Raw genomic sequence first — 14,856 nt, forward strand, 5'->3', positions numbered from 1 at the left:
CTGTTATGCCGGTGTTACCCCCGCTGCTGCATGCTGTGCCGTATGCGCGTGCTGATCGTCGAGGACCACCGGGAGCTGGCCGACACCGTGGCCACCGGGCTGCGGCAGGACGGCATGGCCGTGGACGTGGCGTACGACGGGGAGCAGGCGCTGGACTTCGTCCTCGTCCACGACTACGACGTCGTCGTGCTGGACCGCGACCTGCCGCGGCTGCACGGCGACGACGTGTGCCGGACGATCGTCGATCACGGCGCCCGCGCCCGGGTGCTGATGCTCACCGCCGCCACCGCGATCGAGGACCGGGTGGACGGGCTGGCGCTGGGGGCCGACGACTATCTGCCGAAGCCGTTCGCCTTCGCCGAGCTGATCGCCCGGGTGCGGGCGCTGGCCAGGCGCTCGCAGCCGGCCGTCCCGCCCGTCCTCACCCACCACGACCTCAGCCTCGACACGGCGCAGCGCCTCGCCCGCCGCGGCGGCCGCCGGCTCGACCTGTCGCCGAAGGAGCTGGCGGTCCTGGAGCTGCTGCTGTCCGCCCGCGGGAGCGTGGTCTCCGCCGAGGAGCTTCTCGAACGGGCCTGGGACCACGCCGCCGACCCGTTCACCAACACCGTGAAGGTCACCATCAGCCGGCTGCGCCGCAAACTGGGCGACCCGCCCGTCATAGAGACAGTGCCCCATGCCGGCTACCGCATCTGACCCGCCCCGCCCGCGCCGCTTCCGCTGGACGGTGCGGCTCCGGCTCACGCTGACGTACGGGGCGGTGTTCCTGGTCTCGGGCGCGGCGCTGCTGACCATCACGTACGTCCTCGTCGCCGCCCGCAAGCCGCAGGTCGTGGTGAGCAAGCGCAAGGGCGAGCCCATGGTCGAACGATCGCTCCCTGACGGTCTGCCGACGCCGGGCAAGGAGCAGCGCGACGAGATGCTGCAGCAGCTGTTCACCCAGTCGGTCATCGCGCTCGCCATCATGGCGGCGGTGTCGGTGGCGCTCGGCTGGCTGATGGCCGGGCGGGCGCTGCGCCCGGTCAGCGCGATGGCGGAGAAGGCTCGCCGGATCTCCGACGACAATCTGCACGAGCGGCTCGCCGTCACCGGGCCCGACGACGAGCTGAAGGACCTCGGCGACACCTTCGACGAGCTGCTCGGCCGCCTGGACACCGCGTTCGCCGCACAGCAGCGCTTCGTCGCCAACGCCTCGCACGAGCTGCGCACCCCGCTCACCCTGCAGCGGGCGATGCTGGAGGTGGCGCTCGCGGATCCGAAGGCCGACGCGCGGAAGCTGCGCGAGGTGTGCGAGCGGGTGCTGGTCGCCGGCGAACAGCAGGAGCACCTGATCGAGGCGCTGCTGACCCTGGCCCGCGGGCGGCGCGGGCTGACCCGCCGCGAGCCGGTGGAGCTGGCGGCGCTCGCCGGGAAGCTGCTGCCGGAGCGGGAGGACGGCCAGGCCGCGGTCGAGCGGCACCTGGAGGAGGCCCATACGTCCGGCGACCCGCGGCTGCTGGAGCCGCTGGTGGCGAACCTGGTCGAGAACGCCGTGCGGCATAACGTCCCCGGCGGCTGGGTGCGCGTGTACACCGGCACGGGCGCCGGACAGCCGGTAGTGCGGGTGGTGAACAGCGGCCCGCACATCCCGTACGAACGCATCGGCCGGCTCTTCCAGCCCTTCCAGCGCTACGAGGAGCGCACCGGCGGCCCGGAGGGCCAGGGCCTCGGCCTCTCGATCGTCGCCGCCGTCGCCCGCGCCCACGGCGCCCCGGTGACCGCCCGCCCGGGGCCCGAGGGCGGGCTCGACATCACGGTCACCTTCGCGCCGGAGCCGCCTGCTTGAGGATCAGTCCTCGCAGAGCAGCTTCGACCCCGCCGCCGCCGTGCCCTCACTGTCGCCGCGGACATGCGGGTTGCGGCGGTCCACCGGGCGCAGGGGGCGGTCCTCGCGCAGGGCGCGGAACAGGGGTGCCGCGCGGTGGTCGTCCCAGCGCACGGCCGAACCCCAGCGCTTGCTCGGGTAGTTGACGTCGGCGATCGGAACCGTCGCGAATTCGGTCTTCGCCATGGAGAGGTTACGGGCCGCGTAGCCGAGCTCGATCAGGTCGTCCAGGCCGGTCATAGAGTTGAGGCGGGCCGCGCGCAGCACCTTTGCCGCCGCGGTGACCCGGCCACCGACGTCGTCCAGGTCGCCGGAGCCCAGCACCCTGGCCAGGCCGTCCGCGACGACCCGCTGCTGGCGGCGCATCCGCGGCAGGTCGCCGGGTGGGTCGACGTGGCGGGTGCGGACGTAGCGGAGCGTGCGGCGGCCGTCCAGGACGCGGGTGCCCGGGTTCAGGTGGAGGCCGGAGAAGTCGTCCCACATGCGCTTGTCGGTGCAGACCTTGGAGCCGCCGAAGGAGTCGACGAGGTCGGCGAAGCCGTCGAAGGTGAACGACAGGAAGTGGTCGATGCCGAGGCCGGTCGCCTGCTCGACGGTGCGGATGGCCAGGTCGGCGCCGCCGTGCGCGTACGCACCGTTGATCTTCCCCTCGTGGGTGGAGCCGCGGCTGCCGTCCGCGGGGTCGGTGTGCGGCGCGAAGCGCACGTACGAGTCGCGGGGGATGCTGAGGACGCTCAGCCGGCGGCCGTCGGCGGAGAGGTGCGCGAGCATCATGACGTCGGTGCAGTCGCAGGCGGTGCCACCGACGTGCAGCCAGTCCCGCTGCGCCTTGCTGAGGTGCTTGCGCGCGTCGACGCCGACGATCAGCACGTTCGTGCCCTTGTCGGCGCTGTGCGGCGCGCCGGCCGCCGCGGTGATGTCGGCTCCCAGGGCGGCGGTGGCGAGGGCCGTGGCGGCGAGGCCGGCGGCGAGCAGACGGTGCGGGCGGCGCAGGGGCATCCGCGTCCTCCTTCGGTGTACGGAACCTGCAGGAGGCTAGGCGGCGCGGCTCCGACAGTACGAAAACCGCCACGGCGTGTCCGCCACCGCCACCCGGTCGCTACGCCTTGAGCCCTCTTAGCTCCGATGGCCGTACCCGGATTGCGGCCGCTGGTGGCCCGCCTACGGTTGCGATATGGGCGAGAATCCTGCGATACGCCGCTTTCGCATCGGAGCGCTGACGCTCCTGACCTCCACCGCGCTCCTGGGCGGTGCGCTCGCCCCATCGGGCCATACCGTCCCGGCACAGCAGGACACCAAGCGGCTCGCCGACTTCTACGGCCAGGACATCGACTGGAAGAAGTGCGGCACTGACATGGCCGACGACATGGAGGCGGCCGGCGGCATCCCGCCCGAGTACGTGGACCGCATCGAGTGCGGCACCATCGACGTACCCAAGATCTACACGCTCCCCGACCGCGGCAAATACACCCTCCACATGATCCGCCTGAAGGCGACGGGCCCTGACGACCGCCTCGGCGCGCTGGTGCTGAACTTCGGCGGGCCCGGCGGGTCGGGCATCGAGGGCCTGTCGACGATGGCGGACAAGTTCGAGCGCCTCAACGCCCGCTACGACGTCGTCGCCCACGACCCGCGCGGCGTCGGCAAGAGCGCCCCGGTGCGCTGCGGACAGCCGACGCAGGCGGAGGAGGACCTCCAGGAGGACAACGCCACCCCCGACACCAGCGAGGAGGCGCGGCTGCTGGCCCGCGCGCAGCAGATGGCGAACGCCCGCTGCGGCAAGAAGGCCGCGGACCTCATCCCCTGGGTGGGCACCGTGGACTCCGCCCGCGACCTGGACGTGCTGCGCTCGGCGCTCGACGAGGAGAAGCTCAACTACCTGGGTTTCTCGTACGGCACGAAGCTGGGCTCGAACTACATGAACAAGTTCCCCGAGCGCAGCGGCCGGATGGTCCTGGACGGGGTGGTCGATCCGCTCGCCGACCCGCGCGAGACGGCCCTGTCCCAGGCGCGGGCGTTCCAGCTCGCCCTCGACAACTTCACCGCCGACTGCGTCAAGCGCAAGACCTGCCCGCTGGGCGATGACGAGGACGAGGCGCGGAAGACGCTGCGCGAACTCTTCGAGGACCTCGACGGCGCGAGCCTGCCGACCTTCCAGGGCGACCTCGACCAGGCCACCTTCGTCAACGCCATCAAGAACCTGCTCTACAGCAAGCAGGAGGGCTGGCCGGTGCTGCGGCTGGCGCTGGACGGGCTCGGCGAGGGCAATGGCGCGCTGCTGGTGCAGGCCGGCGGCGGTGGCGGGGCGTCGGTACGGGCGCAGTCGGACGACGACGATGCCGACGGCATGAGCGACGACTCGTACAGCGCCATCAACTGCCGCGACACCAGCAAGCGCTACGGCCCCAAGGACTTCGACAGCGCCGTCGACGACTTCAAGAAGATCACCCCGATCTTCGCCCAGCTCTCCGCCGCCCAGCTGCTCAACTGCACGGGCTGGCCCCTGGCCGGCGACAACGCCTCCACCCTCGTCAACGCCTCCGGCGCCCCCAAGGCGCTGCTCGTCTCGACCATCGCCGACCCGGCGACCCCGTACAAGGGCGGCCCCGACATGGCCAAGGCCCTCGACAACGGCTCGGTGGTCCTGACGTACGAGGGCAACGGCCACGCCGCCTACATCCAGCCCAACAACTGCGTGCACCAGAACGTCGAGAACTACCTCATCGACGGCAAGCTGCCGAAGAACAACACCACCTGCAAGTAATCCCATTGTTGGCGCCGCACCCGCGCAGGCAGGATGTCCTCCCGTAACGCCATCACGGGAAGGGCACCGCATGAAGCGCAGCCGGCTCGGCCGCACCGATGTCGAGGTCACGCAGCTCGGGTTCGGCGGCGGGCCGCTCGGCGGGCTCTTCGAGCCGCTCGACGACGCCACCGCGGCCGCGGCGCTGGCGGCGGCCTGGGAGGCCGGGGTCCGCTATTACGACACCTCGCCGCACTACGGCATCGGCCACTCCGAGCGCCGCACCGGTGAGCATCTGCGCGACCAGGCCCGCGACGGCTTCACCCTCTCGACCAAGGTCGGCAGGCTGCTCGTGCCGCAGGACCCGGAAGGCCGCATGGATGAAAGCTTCCAGGTGCCGGCCACCCACCGCCGGGTGTGGGACTTCTCCCGCGACGGGATCCTGCGCAGCGTCGAGGACTCGCTTGCCCGGCTGGGTACGGACCATATCGACGTGCTCTTCCTGCACGACGCCGAGGACCGCTTCGAGGACGCGCTGCGCACCGGCTATCCGGCGCTCGCCGAGCTGCGCGACCAGGGCGTCGTCGGGGCCGTCGGCGCGGGCATGTTCGACAACACCAAGCTCACCCGTCTCGTCACCGAGACCGACGCCGACGTCGTGATGCTCTCCGGCCGCTACACGCTCCTCGACCACCGCGCGCTGGACGACCTGCTCCCGGCCTGCACCGAGCGCGGCGTCTCCGTGCTCGCCGCGTCCGTCTTCAACTCCGGCCTGCTCGCCACCGACCGCCCCGCCCCCGGTGCCCGCTTCGACTACGCCCCCGCGGGCGCGGAGCTGTTCGCCCGCGCCGAGCGGCTCGCGGATGTCTGCGCGGCGCACGGCGTGACGCTGCCGCAGGCGGCGATGGCGTTCCCGCTGCAGCATCCAGCGGTCGCCGGCGTCGTCGTCGGGATGCGTACGGCCGAGGAGGCGCGACGCAATGCCGCCGCCTTCGCCGCGCCCGTGCCGCCTGCGCTGTGGGACGACCTGCGTGGCGAGGGGCTGCTCGACCAGCGCACGGCGGCCGCGTAGAACCGGGTGAAACCGGTCCGTACGCGGATAGGCTGAACGGGCTCCGAACGGACGGAAGGAGCCCCACCCATGAAGATCGCCGTCTTCGGCGCCACCGGCGGCACCGGCCGCCAGGTGGTGCGCCAGGCGCTGCAGAAGCAGCACACCGTCACCGCCTTCGCCCGCAGCCCGGAAAAGGCCGGGCCCGCTCGCGAAGGGCTCACCGTCATCAAGGGCGATGTCCTGGAGCCCGACGCGGTAGCCCGCGCCGTCGACGGCCAGGACGCCGTCATCTGCGTCCTCGGGGCCACGGCGGGCAAGGCCGGCCGGGTCCGCTCCGAGGGCACCCGCCACATCCTCGCCGCCATGGAGAAGGCCGGGGTGCGCCGCTTCCTCGCCCAGAGCACCATCGGCATGGGTGAGACCGCGCCGATGCTCGGCTTCAAGTACCGCCGGCTGCTCGTGCCGCTGCTGCTGCGCGCCACCTTCGAGGACACCGCACGGCAGGAGGCGCTGATCCTGGAGAGCGACCTGGACTGGACGATCGTGCGCTGCGGTGCGCTCAACAATGGCGAGCGCACGGGCAATTACGCGCACGGCGACGACCCCCCGGAGAGCAAGATCAAGGGGAAGATCTCCCGGGGGGACGCCGCCGACTTCCTGCTGGCGCAGCTCACGGACGACAAGTTCGTACGCCACGCGGTGTGGCTGTCGTACTGAACCTGCCGACGTCTAGAACGGCGTGAGCGTCAGCGTGAGCTCCTTCGGCGCACCGTCCTCGATGTACGACGCGAAGCCCGCGACGTCGTCGAAGGCGAAGCCGTACGCCTTGCCGTCCTTTGACGCCTCGTGCATGACGCGGCTGTAGTGGTTGGTGATGTCCGCCTTGTAGAACTCGGCGGGGTCGGTCGTCGGCTGCTCGGCGTGGCTGACCAGCGTGCCGCGGTTGAAGCCGGCGCCGAGGATCGCGGCGACCGGTCCCGTGGTGCCGTCGTTCGGCGCGGCGAGGGCGCCGTCGCAGAAGAGGACGTCCTTCGCCGAGGGCTTGCCGAACGACACCGAGGCCGGGCCGGTGAACGCGAACTTGTCGCCGGAGATACGGCCGGTGAAGGCCCCGGCGTTGGTGGTGACCTTCAGGTCCTTGCCCTGGTACGCCGACCACACCTCGTCGATGTACGGGGTCAGATAGCTCTCGTCGAAGAGCCCCGCACCGAGACCGTGGCCGGGCGCGATCACGCGCAGCTTGTCGCCGACCACCAGCTTGCCGAAGCCCTCCTGCTTCGCGATCGCGGCGAAGATCTGGTCCCGGCCGCCGTCCTTCAGCTCACCGATGGTCTGATCCTTGGCGCCGGTGAGATGGATGGACATCGGCACGCTGAACATGTCGACCATGGTGGTGTTGCAGAACATGCCGCTGTCGTTGAACGTGAACTCCATGCAGTCGTGCAGCACGGAGTAGTTGGGGTCGGACTCGACCCATCCGGCCGGGTACGCCAGCGCCGCGGCGCCGTTGCCGTCCTCGACGGCCTTGAACTTGAGCTTGTCGCCGAGCGCGGCGTAGATGCGGCCGGACATGTTGGGCAGCGTCAGCTTGGTCGTCTCGCCGCTGAGCGGGATGGCGTAGTCGGTGAAGCCGTCGCCGCCGTTGTCGCCCATCTCCACGGGCTTCAGGGTGCCGTCGGGGGTGACGTGGACCTGGCGGCCGCCCTGGTTGCCGACGATGTAGAGGTGGATGGAGCCGCTGTCGTGGCTGCCGGTGCGGTTGACGACGTTGAGGGTGAGGGTGGCGGCCTTGGGCGCGTCGTCGCCCTCGATCGCGCCCCAGGCGGGGGCGCCGACGGCGGCGAGGGAGGCGGCGCCGAGGCCGCCGAGCAGGGTCCTACGGGATATCACGGGGGGTACTCCTAGCTCTGCTGCACAGAAACGTAGTCAACGGTCATGGGCACACCGGGCTTGGTGGCGTCGGTGGGGGTCGCGTGCCCGGCGACGCCGTCGGGGAAGGCGCCGCCCATGGCCACGTTGAGCAGGATGAAGTGGCCGTGGTGGGTGGCCTGCGCCCAGGTGTCGGCGCCGAGCTTGGACTCGGTGACCGAGTGGTACTGCTGGCCGTCGACGTACCAGCGCAGCTCCTCGTCATCGCCGGTGCGGTCCAGCTCCAGGGCGTACTCGTGGAAGCCGGCCTGGCAGGCGGAGTCGGGGCATTCGCGGTCGGCGCCGATGCCGGTGTTCTCGTTGCACGGGCCGCCGGGTGCGGTGCCGCAGTGGAGGACGCCCCAGACCTTGTTGATCCCGTTGACGTTCTCCATGATGTCGAACTCGCCTACGCCCGGCCAGTTCTGGTAGTTCCCGCGGTAGGCGTCGCCGAGGGTCCAGAAGGCGGGCCAGTAGCCGAGCGCCTCGGCGCCGGAGACATTGGGCATCTGGATGCGCGCCTCGATGCGCATCTTGCCGCCCTCCGGGGCCTCGAAGTTGGTGCGCTGGGTCTCGATGCGGGACGAGGTCCAGTTGCCGGAGCCGTCGCGGCGCGGCGTGATGGTGAGGTTGCCGTTGCCGTCCAGCTGCAGGTTCTGGGGGTCCTTCGTGTACGTCTGGCGTTCGCCGGTGCCCCAGTTGGGCGGGCCGCCCGGGTACGACGTGCCGGTGTCTATGATCCAGTTCTCGTCCGACGGCGGTGCGCCCGCGGCGCCGTCGAAGTCCTCGCGGAAGACCTCGGCCATCGGAGCGGGCTCTTCCTCGGCCTGCGCCGTGGGCAGCGTGAGGGCTGCGACGGCGGCCATGGCGGCGCAGGCGCCGAACAAAGTGCGCCGTAATGTTGCGTTCATGCCAATCTCCTCTTCGGGGATGGGGGGTGAGGAGTGGTACCGACTGCGATTTTTTGACGGAAACTTGAGAGCGCTCTCAAGTTCGTTCAGGCACAATGCCACACGACGGTGCACTGTCAACCCCTACAACCACACATGGAGTTCGCCGTGAACGACGTCCGCCCCACCCTAGAGGCCGTGGCCGCCCGCGCCGGGGTCTCCCGGGCCACCGTTTCGCGCGTGGTCAACGGCGGTATCAACGTCCGCGCGGCGGTGCAGGAGCGGGTGCAGCAGGCGATCGCCGAGCTCGGTTACGTACCCAATCAGGCAGCGCGCACTCTCGTGACGCGCCGCACGGGCGCGGTCGCCGTGGTGATCGCCGAGCCGGAGAGCCGGGTCTTCTCGGACCCGTTCTTCGCCCAGCAGCTGCGCGGCATCAGCCGCGCCCTGTCCGCCGCCGACACCCAGCTGGTGCTGCTGTACGTGGACGACCGCGACGACTACGGCCGCATCGGCCGCTTCCTCGGCGGCGGCCATGTGGACGGCGCGCTGATGTTCTCGCTGCACAGCGACGACCCGCTCCCCGGCATCGCGGCCGCCGCCGACCTTCCCGTCGTGTACGGCGGCCGCCCCGGCTGGGAGGGCGAAGACCTGGGCGGCGGCGACCCGCTCTTCGTCGACACCGACAACCGTGCGGGGGCTCGCCTCGCCGTCCGCCACCTGGCCGACCGCGGCTGCCTCCGGATCGCCCACATAGCCGGCCCCCTCGACCAGACCTCCGCCCTCGACCGCCTGCACGGCTACCGCGACGCGCTCCCCGCCACCGCGCCCCAGGACCTCGTCGCCGAGGGCGACTTCACCCCGGCGGGCGGCGAGAGCGCCATGACGGTGCTCCTCGACCGCGACCCCGCCCTCGACGCCGTCTTCGCCGCCTCCGACCTGATGGCCACCGGCGCGCTCCGTACGCTCCAGGCCCACGGCCGCCGGGTGCCCGAGGACGTCGCCGTCGTCGGCTACGACGACCTGGAGCCCGCCACCTGGACCCATCCGCCGCTGACGACGGTGCACCAGGACGTCGAGGAGATGGGCCGGATGATGGCCACGCTGCTGCTCACCCGCATCGGCGGCGGCACCGAGGCGGGCGCGGCACCGGTGATCACGCCGCCCCTGCTGGTGATACGCGAGTCCGCCTGACGCGAGCGACCCGGGCAGCAAACGGTCAGCCGCGCAGGGCACTTCGGGCACGCCCGGCTTGCACCCGCGTCCGCCCCAGCCGCGCTCTCCAGCGTCGAAGCGTTTCAGCCATTCGGGCACACTCGGTCATGAGTCAGCGGACGGCAGGCCTGGTAAGCCCGTTCGGGCAGCACTACAAAGGCACCAGGAAGCCCGAACGGGCAAGAGTCGCCGAGGGAAGGTGAGCCCCATGGACGCCGAGGAGCGCAGGCACGCCATCCTCATGCAGGCGCGCCGGGACGGCTCCGTCGACGTCGGCAAGCTCTCCGTGAACCTGGGCGTCTCCCGCGAGACGGTCCGCCGCGACCTCAACCTCCTTGAGGACCACGGCCTGGTCAGACGCACCCACGGCGGCGCGTACCCGGTCGAGAGCGCGGGCTACGAGACCACCCTCGCGCACCGCACCACCATGCACGTACCCGAGAAGTCCCGGATAGCGGCCGCGGCCGCCGACCTGCTCGGGGACGCCGAGACGGTCTTCGTCGACGAGGGCTTCAACCCCCAGCTGATCGCCGAGGCGCTGCCCGAATCCCGCCCGCTCACCATCGTCACCGCCTCGCTCACCACCGCGGGCCTGCTCGCGGGCCGGGAGCGGCACACGGTGCTGCTGCTCGGCGGCCGGGTCCGCGGCGGCACCCTCGCCACCGTGGAGCACTGGACCTCGCGGATGCTGGCCGGCTTCGTGATCGACCTCGCGTTCATAGGGGCCAATGGCATCTCCCGGGAGTACGGGCTCACCACCCCCGACCCCGCGGTCAGCGAGGTGAAGGCGCAGGCGATGCGGGTGGCCAGGCGGCGGGTCTTCGCGGGCATCCACACCAAGTTCGGGGCGGTCAGCTTCTGCCGCTTCGCCGACGTCGCCGACTTTGAGGCGATCGTCACCGATACGGGCCTGTCCGCAGCGGAGGCCCACCGCTACTCACTCCTGGGACCCCAGGTCATCAGGGTCTGAGCCGCATCCCGCACCACACCCTCAACATGCCACAACAGTCAGGAGCCTGGCATGTCCATGTCCCCACAGCTCTCGTACGGGACGAGAGCACTGGCGGCGGCCACCGTAGTGACCGCCCTACTGGCCGGCTGCGCCGGCGCGGGCGCGCTGGGCTCCGCCGGCGACGGCACCGCCCTCAACGTCGTCATGGTGAACAACCCGCAGATGGTCGAGCTCCAGAAGCTCACCGCCAAGCACTTCACCAAGAAGACCGGCATCAAGGTCAACTACACGGTGCTGCCGGAGAACGAGGTCCGCGACAAGATCAGCCAGGACTTCTCCAACCAGGCGGGCCAGTACGACGTGGCCACCATCAGCAACTACGAGGTGCCCTTCTTCGCCAAGAACGAATGGCTGCACCCGATGGACGACCACGTCAAGAAGGACAAGGCCTTCGACCAGGCCGACATCCTGAAGCCGATGCGCCAGTCCCTGACCGCCGACGACGGCAAGCTCTACGGCCAGCCGTTCTACGGCGAGTCGTCCTTCCTCATGTACCGCAAGGACGTCTTCGCCGACAAAGGCCTGGAGATGCCTGCGAAGCCCACCTGGGACCAGGTCGCCGACCTGGCCGCGAAGGCGGACGGCGCGCAGCGCGGCATGAAGGGCATCTGCCTGCGCGGCCTCCCCGGCTGGGGCGAGGTCATCGCGCCGCTGACGACGGTGGTGAACACCATGGGCGGCACCTGGTTCGACAAGGACTGGAAGGCCCGCCTGGACTCCCCGGAGTTCGCGAAGGCCACCAAGTTCTACGTGGACCTGGTCCGCGAGCACGGCGAATCCGGCGCCGCCCAGGCCGGCTTCGCCGAGTGCCTGAACTCCATGACGCAGGGGAAGACCGCCATGTGGTACGACGCCACCTCCGCCGCCGGCTCCCTCGAAGCCCCGAAGTCCCCGGTCAAGGGCAAGATCGGCTACGCCCCCGCGCCGGTGGACCGCACCGAGTCCGCCGGCTGGCTGTACACCTGGGCCTGGGGCATCCAGAAGGCGTCCAGGAACCCGGACGCGGCCTGGAAGTTCGTGTCCTGGGCCTCGAGCCGGGAGTACGAGGAGCTGGTCGGCAAGGAGCTCGGCTGGGCCAACGCCCCGGCGGGCAAGCGCGCCTCCACGTACGAGAATCCGGGCTATCTCAAGGCCGCGAAGTCCTTCGCGGACGTCACCCGCGATTCGATCGAGAGCGCCAATCCGACCGATCCGGGGCTGCAGCCGCGGCCGACGGTGGGGATCCAGTTCGTGGACATCCCGGAGTTCTCCGACCTGGGCACGAAGGTGTCCCAGGAGATCAGTGCGGCGATCGCCGGGCGGCAGTCCGTCGAGTCGGCGCTGAATAAGTCGCAGGACCTGGCCGAGAAGGTCAGCGAGGAATACGAGGGCCGATCATGACCGCGCCCGCCGCGGCTCCCGCCGCCAAGACGTCCGTAGCACCCGCGATCGCCGCCAAGCGGCACAGCCGGATGCGTGCCTGGGCCACCCGGGCGCCGCTGCTGCCCGCGCTGGTCTTCCTGATCGTGGTGACCCAGCTGCCGTTCGTGGCGACGCTGGTGATCTCGCTCTTCGACTGGAACTCGCTCTACCCGGACGCCCGCGAATTCGCCGGCTTCGCGAACTACAGCGAGGTCGCCACCGACCCCGACCTGCGCAAGTCGGTGGTCACCACGATCGTGCTCACGGTCGCCGTGGTGCTCACCTCCCTCGTGCTCGGGCTGCTCGTCGCGCTGCTGCTCGACCGCAAGTTCCGGGGCCGGGGCGCGGTGCGCACGCTGATGATCGCGCCGTTCCTGATCGTGCCGGTGGCGGCGGCACTGCTGTGGAAGCACGCGCTGTACAACCCGGAGTACGGGCTCTTCAACGGCGTGCTGAACTGGCTCGGCCTCGGCCAGCCGGACTGGATCTCGGAGATGCCGCTGATCGCGGTCGAGGCCTCCCTCGTCTGGCAGTGGACGCCGTTCATGATGCTGATCCTGCTCGCCGGGCTGCAGTCCCGCCCGCTCGACATGATCGAGGCGGCCCGTATCGACGGGGCCGGGAACTGGCAGATCTTCCGCTATCTCACCCTCCCCCACCTGCGTCGCTACCTGGAGCTCGGGGTGCTGCTCGGGTCGATCTACATCGTCCAGAACTTCGACGCGGTCTTCACGATCACATCCGGCGGCCTGGGCACGGCCAACCTCCCGTACACGATCTACCAGACCTTCTACCAGGCGCACGAGTACGGCCTCGCCTCCGCGGCCGGCGTGCTCGTCGTCATCGGCTCCATCATCATCGCGACCTTCGCGCTGCGCGTCGTGTCGTCCCTCTTCCGCGAGGAGGTCGGCCGGTCATGACCGCGACCCAAGCTCCCGCCGTTCCCCCGATGCTGCGCAAGGCGCGCCGCCGCACGGCCGCGCTCGGCGTGCTCGCGTGGGTGGTCGGCATCCTGTTCGCGCTGCCGGTGCTGTGGATGCTGCTGACCTCGCTGCACGCGGAGCCGGACGCCGCCACCAATCCGCCGAGCCTGGCGGCGTCGCTGACGTTCGACAGCTACCGCGAGTTCTTCGGCTCCGGCGGCGGGCAGAGCCCGTGGCCGTCGCTGGCCAACTCCACGACGGCGAGCGTCTGTTCCACGCTGCTGGTGCTGCTGCTCGCGCTCCCGGCCGCGTACGCGCTGTCCATCCGGCCGGTGAAGAAGTGGACGGACGTCCTGTTCTTCTTCCTGTCGACGAAGATGCTGCCGGTGGTGGCGGGCCTGCTGCCCATCTATCTCTTCGCGAAGAACACCGGATTCCTCGACAACGTCTGGCTGCTCGTCCTCCTCTACACCTCCATGAACCTGCCGATCGCGGTGTGGATGATGCAGTCGTTCCTGCGCGACGTGCCCGCCGAGATCATCGAGGCGGCGCAGATCGACGGCGCCCGGCTGCCTACCATCCTGGCGCGGGTGGTGGCGCCGGTGGCCGGTCCCGGGATCGCCGCGACCGCGCTGATCTGCTTCATCTTCAGCTGGAACGAAATGCTCTTCGCCCGGGTGCTCACGGGCGTGGTGGCGCAGACCGCCCCCGTCTTCCTCACGGGGTTCATCACCAGCCAGGGCCTCTTCCTCGCCCAGGTCTGCGCCGCGTCCGTCGTCATCTCCCTGCCGGTGCTCGCCGCGGGGTTCGCCGCCCAGGACAAACTCGTCCAGGGCCTGTCGCTAGGAGCCGTGAAGTGAAAGCCGCCCTCATCGAAGCCCCCGGCAAGGTCACCGTCACCACCGTCCCCGACCCGACACCGGGCCCGCGCGAGGTCGTGGTGCGGGTGGCGGCGTGCGGGTTGTGCGGGACCGATCTGCACATCCTGGAGGGCGAGTTCGCGCCGTCGCTGCCGCTGGTGCCGGGCCATGAGTTCGCGGGCGAGGTGGTCGCGACCGGCGCGGATGTCACCGAGGTCGCCGCCGGCGACCGGGTGGCGGTGGACCCGTCCCTGTACTGCTACGAATGCCGCTACTGCCGTACGGGCCACAACAACCTGTGCGACCGCTGGGCGGCGATCGGCGTGACGACGGCGGGCGGCGCGGCGGAGTACGCGGTGGCCCCGGTCGCCAACTGCGTCAAGCTCCCCGAGTCCATCGAGGTCCAGGACGCCGCGCTGATCGAACCGCTGTCCTGTGCGGTCCGCGGCTACGACGTGCTGAACGCCCGGCTCGGCGCCCATGTGCTGATCTACGGCAGCGGCACGATGGGCCTGATGATGCTGGAGCTGGCGAAGCGCACGGGCGCGGCATCGGTCGATGTCGTGGACATCAACGCCATCCGGCTGAAGACCGCCTCCAAGCTGGGCTGCTCGGCGACCGCCGCGTCACCGGACGAGCTGGACCGGCCGGGCGGCTGGGACGTGGTCGTGGACGCCACGGGCAATGCGGCCGCGATCCAGGACGGCCTCGGCCGCGTGTCGAAGGCGGGCACCTTCCTGCAGTTCGGCGTGGCCGACTACGCGACGACGGCGGTGATCGAGCCGTACAAGATCTACAACCAGGAGATCACCATCACCGGCTCGATGGCCGTGCTGCACTCGTACGAACGCGCCGCCGAGCTCTTCGCGGGCGGGGTGCTGGACCCGTCGATCTTCATCAGCCACCGGCTCCCGCTCGCCGAATACCCGGACGCGCTCAGCCAGTTCGCGGCCGGTCAGGGGCGGAAGATCGTGGTGGTGCCGTAG

Annotated in this window: 14 protein-coding genes; 11 read left to right on the forward strand and 3 right to left on the reverse strand. The window is 70.6% G+C overall.

From position 1 onward, the window contains the following. Positions 1 to 42: 42 nt before the first annotated feature. Positions 43 to 696, forward strand: coding sequence for a response regulator transcription factor (locus ACNNMR_RS00435; RefSeq protein WP_419992435.1), 654 nt, complete (start codon positions 43 to 45; stop codon positions 694 to 696). Next, complete coding sequence (locus ACNNMR_RS00440; protein ID WP_419992436.1) at positions 677 to 1,825, forward strand: sensor histidine kinase; 1,149 nt, start codon at positions 677 to 679, stop codon at positions 1,823 to 1,825. Before ACNNMR_RS00435 ends, ACNNMR_RS00440 begins: the two co-directional genes overlap by 20 nt. Before the next feature lie 3 nt (positions 1,826 to 1,828). Here ACNNMR_RS00440 and ACNNMR_RS00445 read toward each other — a convergent pair whose 3' ends face one another. Beyond that, a complete protein-coding gene (locus ACNNMR_RS00445) occupies positions 1,829 to 2,863 on the reverse strand; it encodes an LCP family protein (RefSeq protein WP_419992437.1) in 1,035 nt (344 codons plus the stop codon). A 175-nt stretch (positions 2,864 to 3,038) separates the two neighbouring features. On the opposite strand from ACNNMR_RS00445, the gene ACNNMR_RS00450 reads away from it, so the two are divergent. From ACNNMR_RS00450 to ACNNMR_RS00460, 3 genes are all read left to right on the forward strand, one after another. Further along, a complete protein-coding gene (locus tag ACNNMR_RS00450) occupies positions 3,039 to 4,628 on the forward strand; it encodes an alpha/beta hydrolase (protein WP_419992438.1) in 1,590 nt (529 codons plus the stop codon). 70 nt (positions 4,629 to 4,698) lie between these two features. Beyond that, complete coding sequence (locus ACNNMR_RS00455) at positions 4,699 to 5,679, forward strand: aldo/keto reductase (protein ID WP_419992439.1); 981 nt, start codon at positions 4,699 to 4,701, stop codon at positions 5,677 to 5,679. Between the two features lie 69 nt (positions 5,680 to 5,748). Further along, on the forward strand, positions 5,749 to 6,378 hold the full coding sequence (locus tag ACNNMR_RS00460) for an NAD(P)-dependent oxidoreductase (protein ID WP_419992440.1): 630 nt from the start codon (positions 5,749 to 5,751) through the stop codon (positions 6,376 to 6,378). Positions 6,379 to 6,390: 12 nt separating this feature from the next. On the opposite strand, the gene ACNNMR_RS00465 is transcribed toward ACNNMR_RS00460, so the two are convergent. Both ACNNMR_RS00465 and ACNNMR_RS00470 read right to left on the reverse strand, forming a co-directional pair. Beyond that, positions 6,391 to 7,551, reverse strand: a complete 1,161-nt coding sequence (locus ACNNMR_RS00465; protein WP_419992441.1) for a beta-1,3-glucanase family protein — start codon at positions 7,549 to 7,551, stop codon at positions 6,391 to 6,393. Positions 7,552 to 7,562: 11 nt separating this feature from the next. After that, positions 7,563 to 8,480: a glycoside hydrolase family 16 protein gene (locus ACNNMR_RS00470; protein WP_419992442.1), complete on the reverse strand. Its 918-nt coding sequence runs from the start codon at positions 8,478 to 8,480 to the stop codon at positions 7,563 to 7,565. Positions 8,481 to 8,615: 135 nt separating this feature from the next. Here ACNNMR_RS00470 and ACNNMR_RS00475 point away from each other — a divergent pair, with 135 nt between their 5' ends. The 6 genes from ACNNMR_RS00475 (at position 8,616) to ACNNMR_RS00500 (ending at position 14,856) form a co-directional block, all read left to right on the forward strand. Beyond that, positions 8,616 to 9,653, forward strand: a complete 1,038-nt coding sequence (locus ACNNMR_RS00475; RefSeq protein ID WP_419992443.1) for a LacI family DNA-binding transcriptional regulator — start codon at positions 8,616 to 8,618, stop codon at positions 9,651 to 9,653. A 229-nt stretch (positions 9,654 to 9,882) separates the two neighbouring features. Beyond that, positions 9,883 to 10,644, forward strand: a complete 762-nt coding sequence (locus ACNNMR_RS00480) for a DeoR/GlpR family DNA-binding transcription regulator (protein ID WP_419992444.1) — start codon at positions 9,883 to 9,885, stop codon at positions 10,642 to 10,644. Positions 10,645 to 10,701: 57 nt separating this feature from the next. Then, positions 10,702 to 12,066, forward strand: a complete 1,365-nt coding sequence (locus ACNNMR_RS00485; RefSeq protein WP_420000223.1) for an ABC transporter substrate-binding protein — start codon at positions 10,702 to 10,704, stop codon at positions 12,064 to 12,066. After that, positions 12,063 to 13,007 (forward strand): carbohydrate ABC transporter permease, encoded by a 945-nt coding sequence (locus ACNNMR_RS00490; protein ID WP_419992445.1) that lies wholly within the window; start codon positions 12,063 to 12,065, stop codon positions 13,005 to 13,007. Before ACNNMR_RS00485 ends, ACNNMR_RS00490 begins: the two co-directional genes overlap by 4 nt. Next, positions 13,004 to 13,870 carry a carbohydrate ABC transporter permease gene (locus tag ACNNMR_RS00495; RefSeq protein ID WP_419992446.1) on the forward strand — a complete coding sequence of 289 codons (867 nt, stop codon included), beginning with the start codon at positions 13,004 to 13,006 and terminating at the stop codon, positions 13,868 to 13,870. The genes ACNNMR_RS00490 and ACNNMR_RS00495 overlap by 4 nt, the downstream gene beginning before the upstream one ends. Further along, a complete protein-coding gene (locus ACNNMR_RS00500) occupies positions 13,867 to 14,856 on the forward strand; it encodes a zinc-dependent alcohol dehydrogenase family protein (protein ID WP_419992447.1) in 990 nt (329 codons plus the stop codon). The genes ACNNMR_RS00495 and ACNNMR_RS00500 overlap by 4 nt, the downstream gene beginning before the upstream one ends.

The organism is Streptomyces boninensis (genome assembly GCF_048572725.1).
GTDB classification, from domain to species: domain Bacteria; phylum Actinomycetota; class Actinomycetes; order Streptomycetales; family Streptomycetaceae; genus Streptomyces; species Streptomyces boninensis.

Bases quoted from the DNA above. Each gene is read 5' to 3' on its own strand.
- ACNNMR_RS00435 (WP_419992435.1), top strand. From the start codon at position 43: ATGCGCGTGCTGATCGTCGAGGACCACCGGGAGCTGGCCGACACCGTG.
- ACNNMR_RS00440 (WP_419992436.1), top strand. From the start codon at position 677: ATGCCGGCTACCGCATCTGACCCGCCCCGCCCGCGCCGCTTCCGCTGG.
- ACNNMR_RS00445 (WP_419992437.1), bottom strand. From the start codon at position 2,863: ATGCCCCTGCGCCGCCCGCACCGTCTGCTCGCCGCCGGCCTCGCCGCC.
- ACNNMR_RS00450 (WP_419992438.1), top strand. From the start codon at position 3,039: ATGGGCGAGAATCCTGCGATACGCCGCTTTCGCATCGGAGCGCTGACG.
- ACNNMR_RS00455 (WP_419992439.1), top strand. From the start codon at position 4,699: ATGAAGCGCAGCCGGCTCGGCCGCACCGATGTCGAGGTCACGCAGCTC.
- ACNNMR_RS00460 (WP_419992440.1), top strand. From the start codon at position 5,749: ATGAAGATCGCCGTCTTCGGCGCCACCGGCGGCACCGGCCGCCAGGTG.
- ACNNMR_RS00470 (WP_419992442.1), bottom strand. From the start codon at position 8,480: ATGAACGCAACATTACGGCGCACTTTGTTCGGCGCCTGCGCCGCCATG.
- ACNNMR_RS00475 (WP_419992443.1), top strand. From the start codon at position 8,616: ATGGAGTTCGCCGTGAACGACGTCCGCCCCACCCTAGAGGCCGTGGCC.
- ACNNMR_RS00480 (WP_419992444.1), top strand. From the start codon at position 9,883: ATGGACGCCGAGGAGCGCAGGCACGCCATCCTCATGCAGGCGCGCCGG.
- ACNNMR_RS00485 (WP_420000223.1), top strand. From the start codon at position 10,702: ATGTCCCCACAGCTCTCGTACGGGACGAGAGCACTGGCGGCGGCCACC.
- ACNNMR_RS00490 (WP_419992445.1), top strand. From the start codon at position 12,063: ATGACCGCGCCCGCCGCGGCTCCCGCCGCCAAGACGTCCGTAGCACCC.
- ACNNMR_RS00495 (WP_419992446.1), top strand. From the start codon at position 13,004: ATGACCGCGACCCAAGCTCCCGCCGTTCCCCCGATGCTGCGCAAGGCG.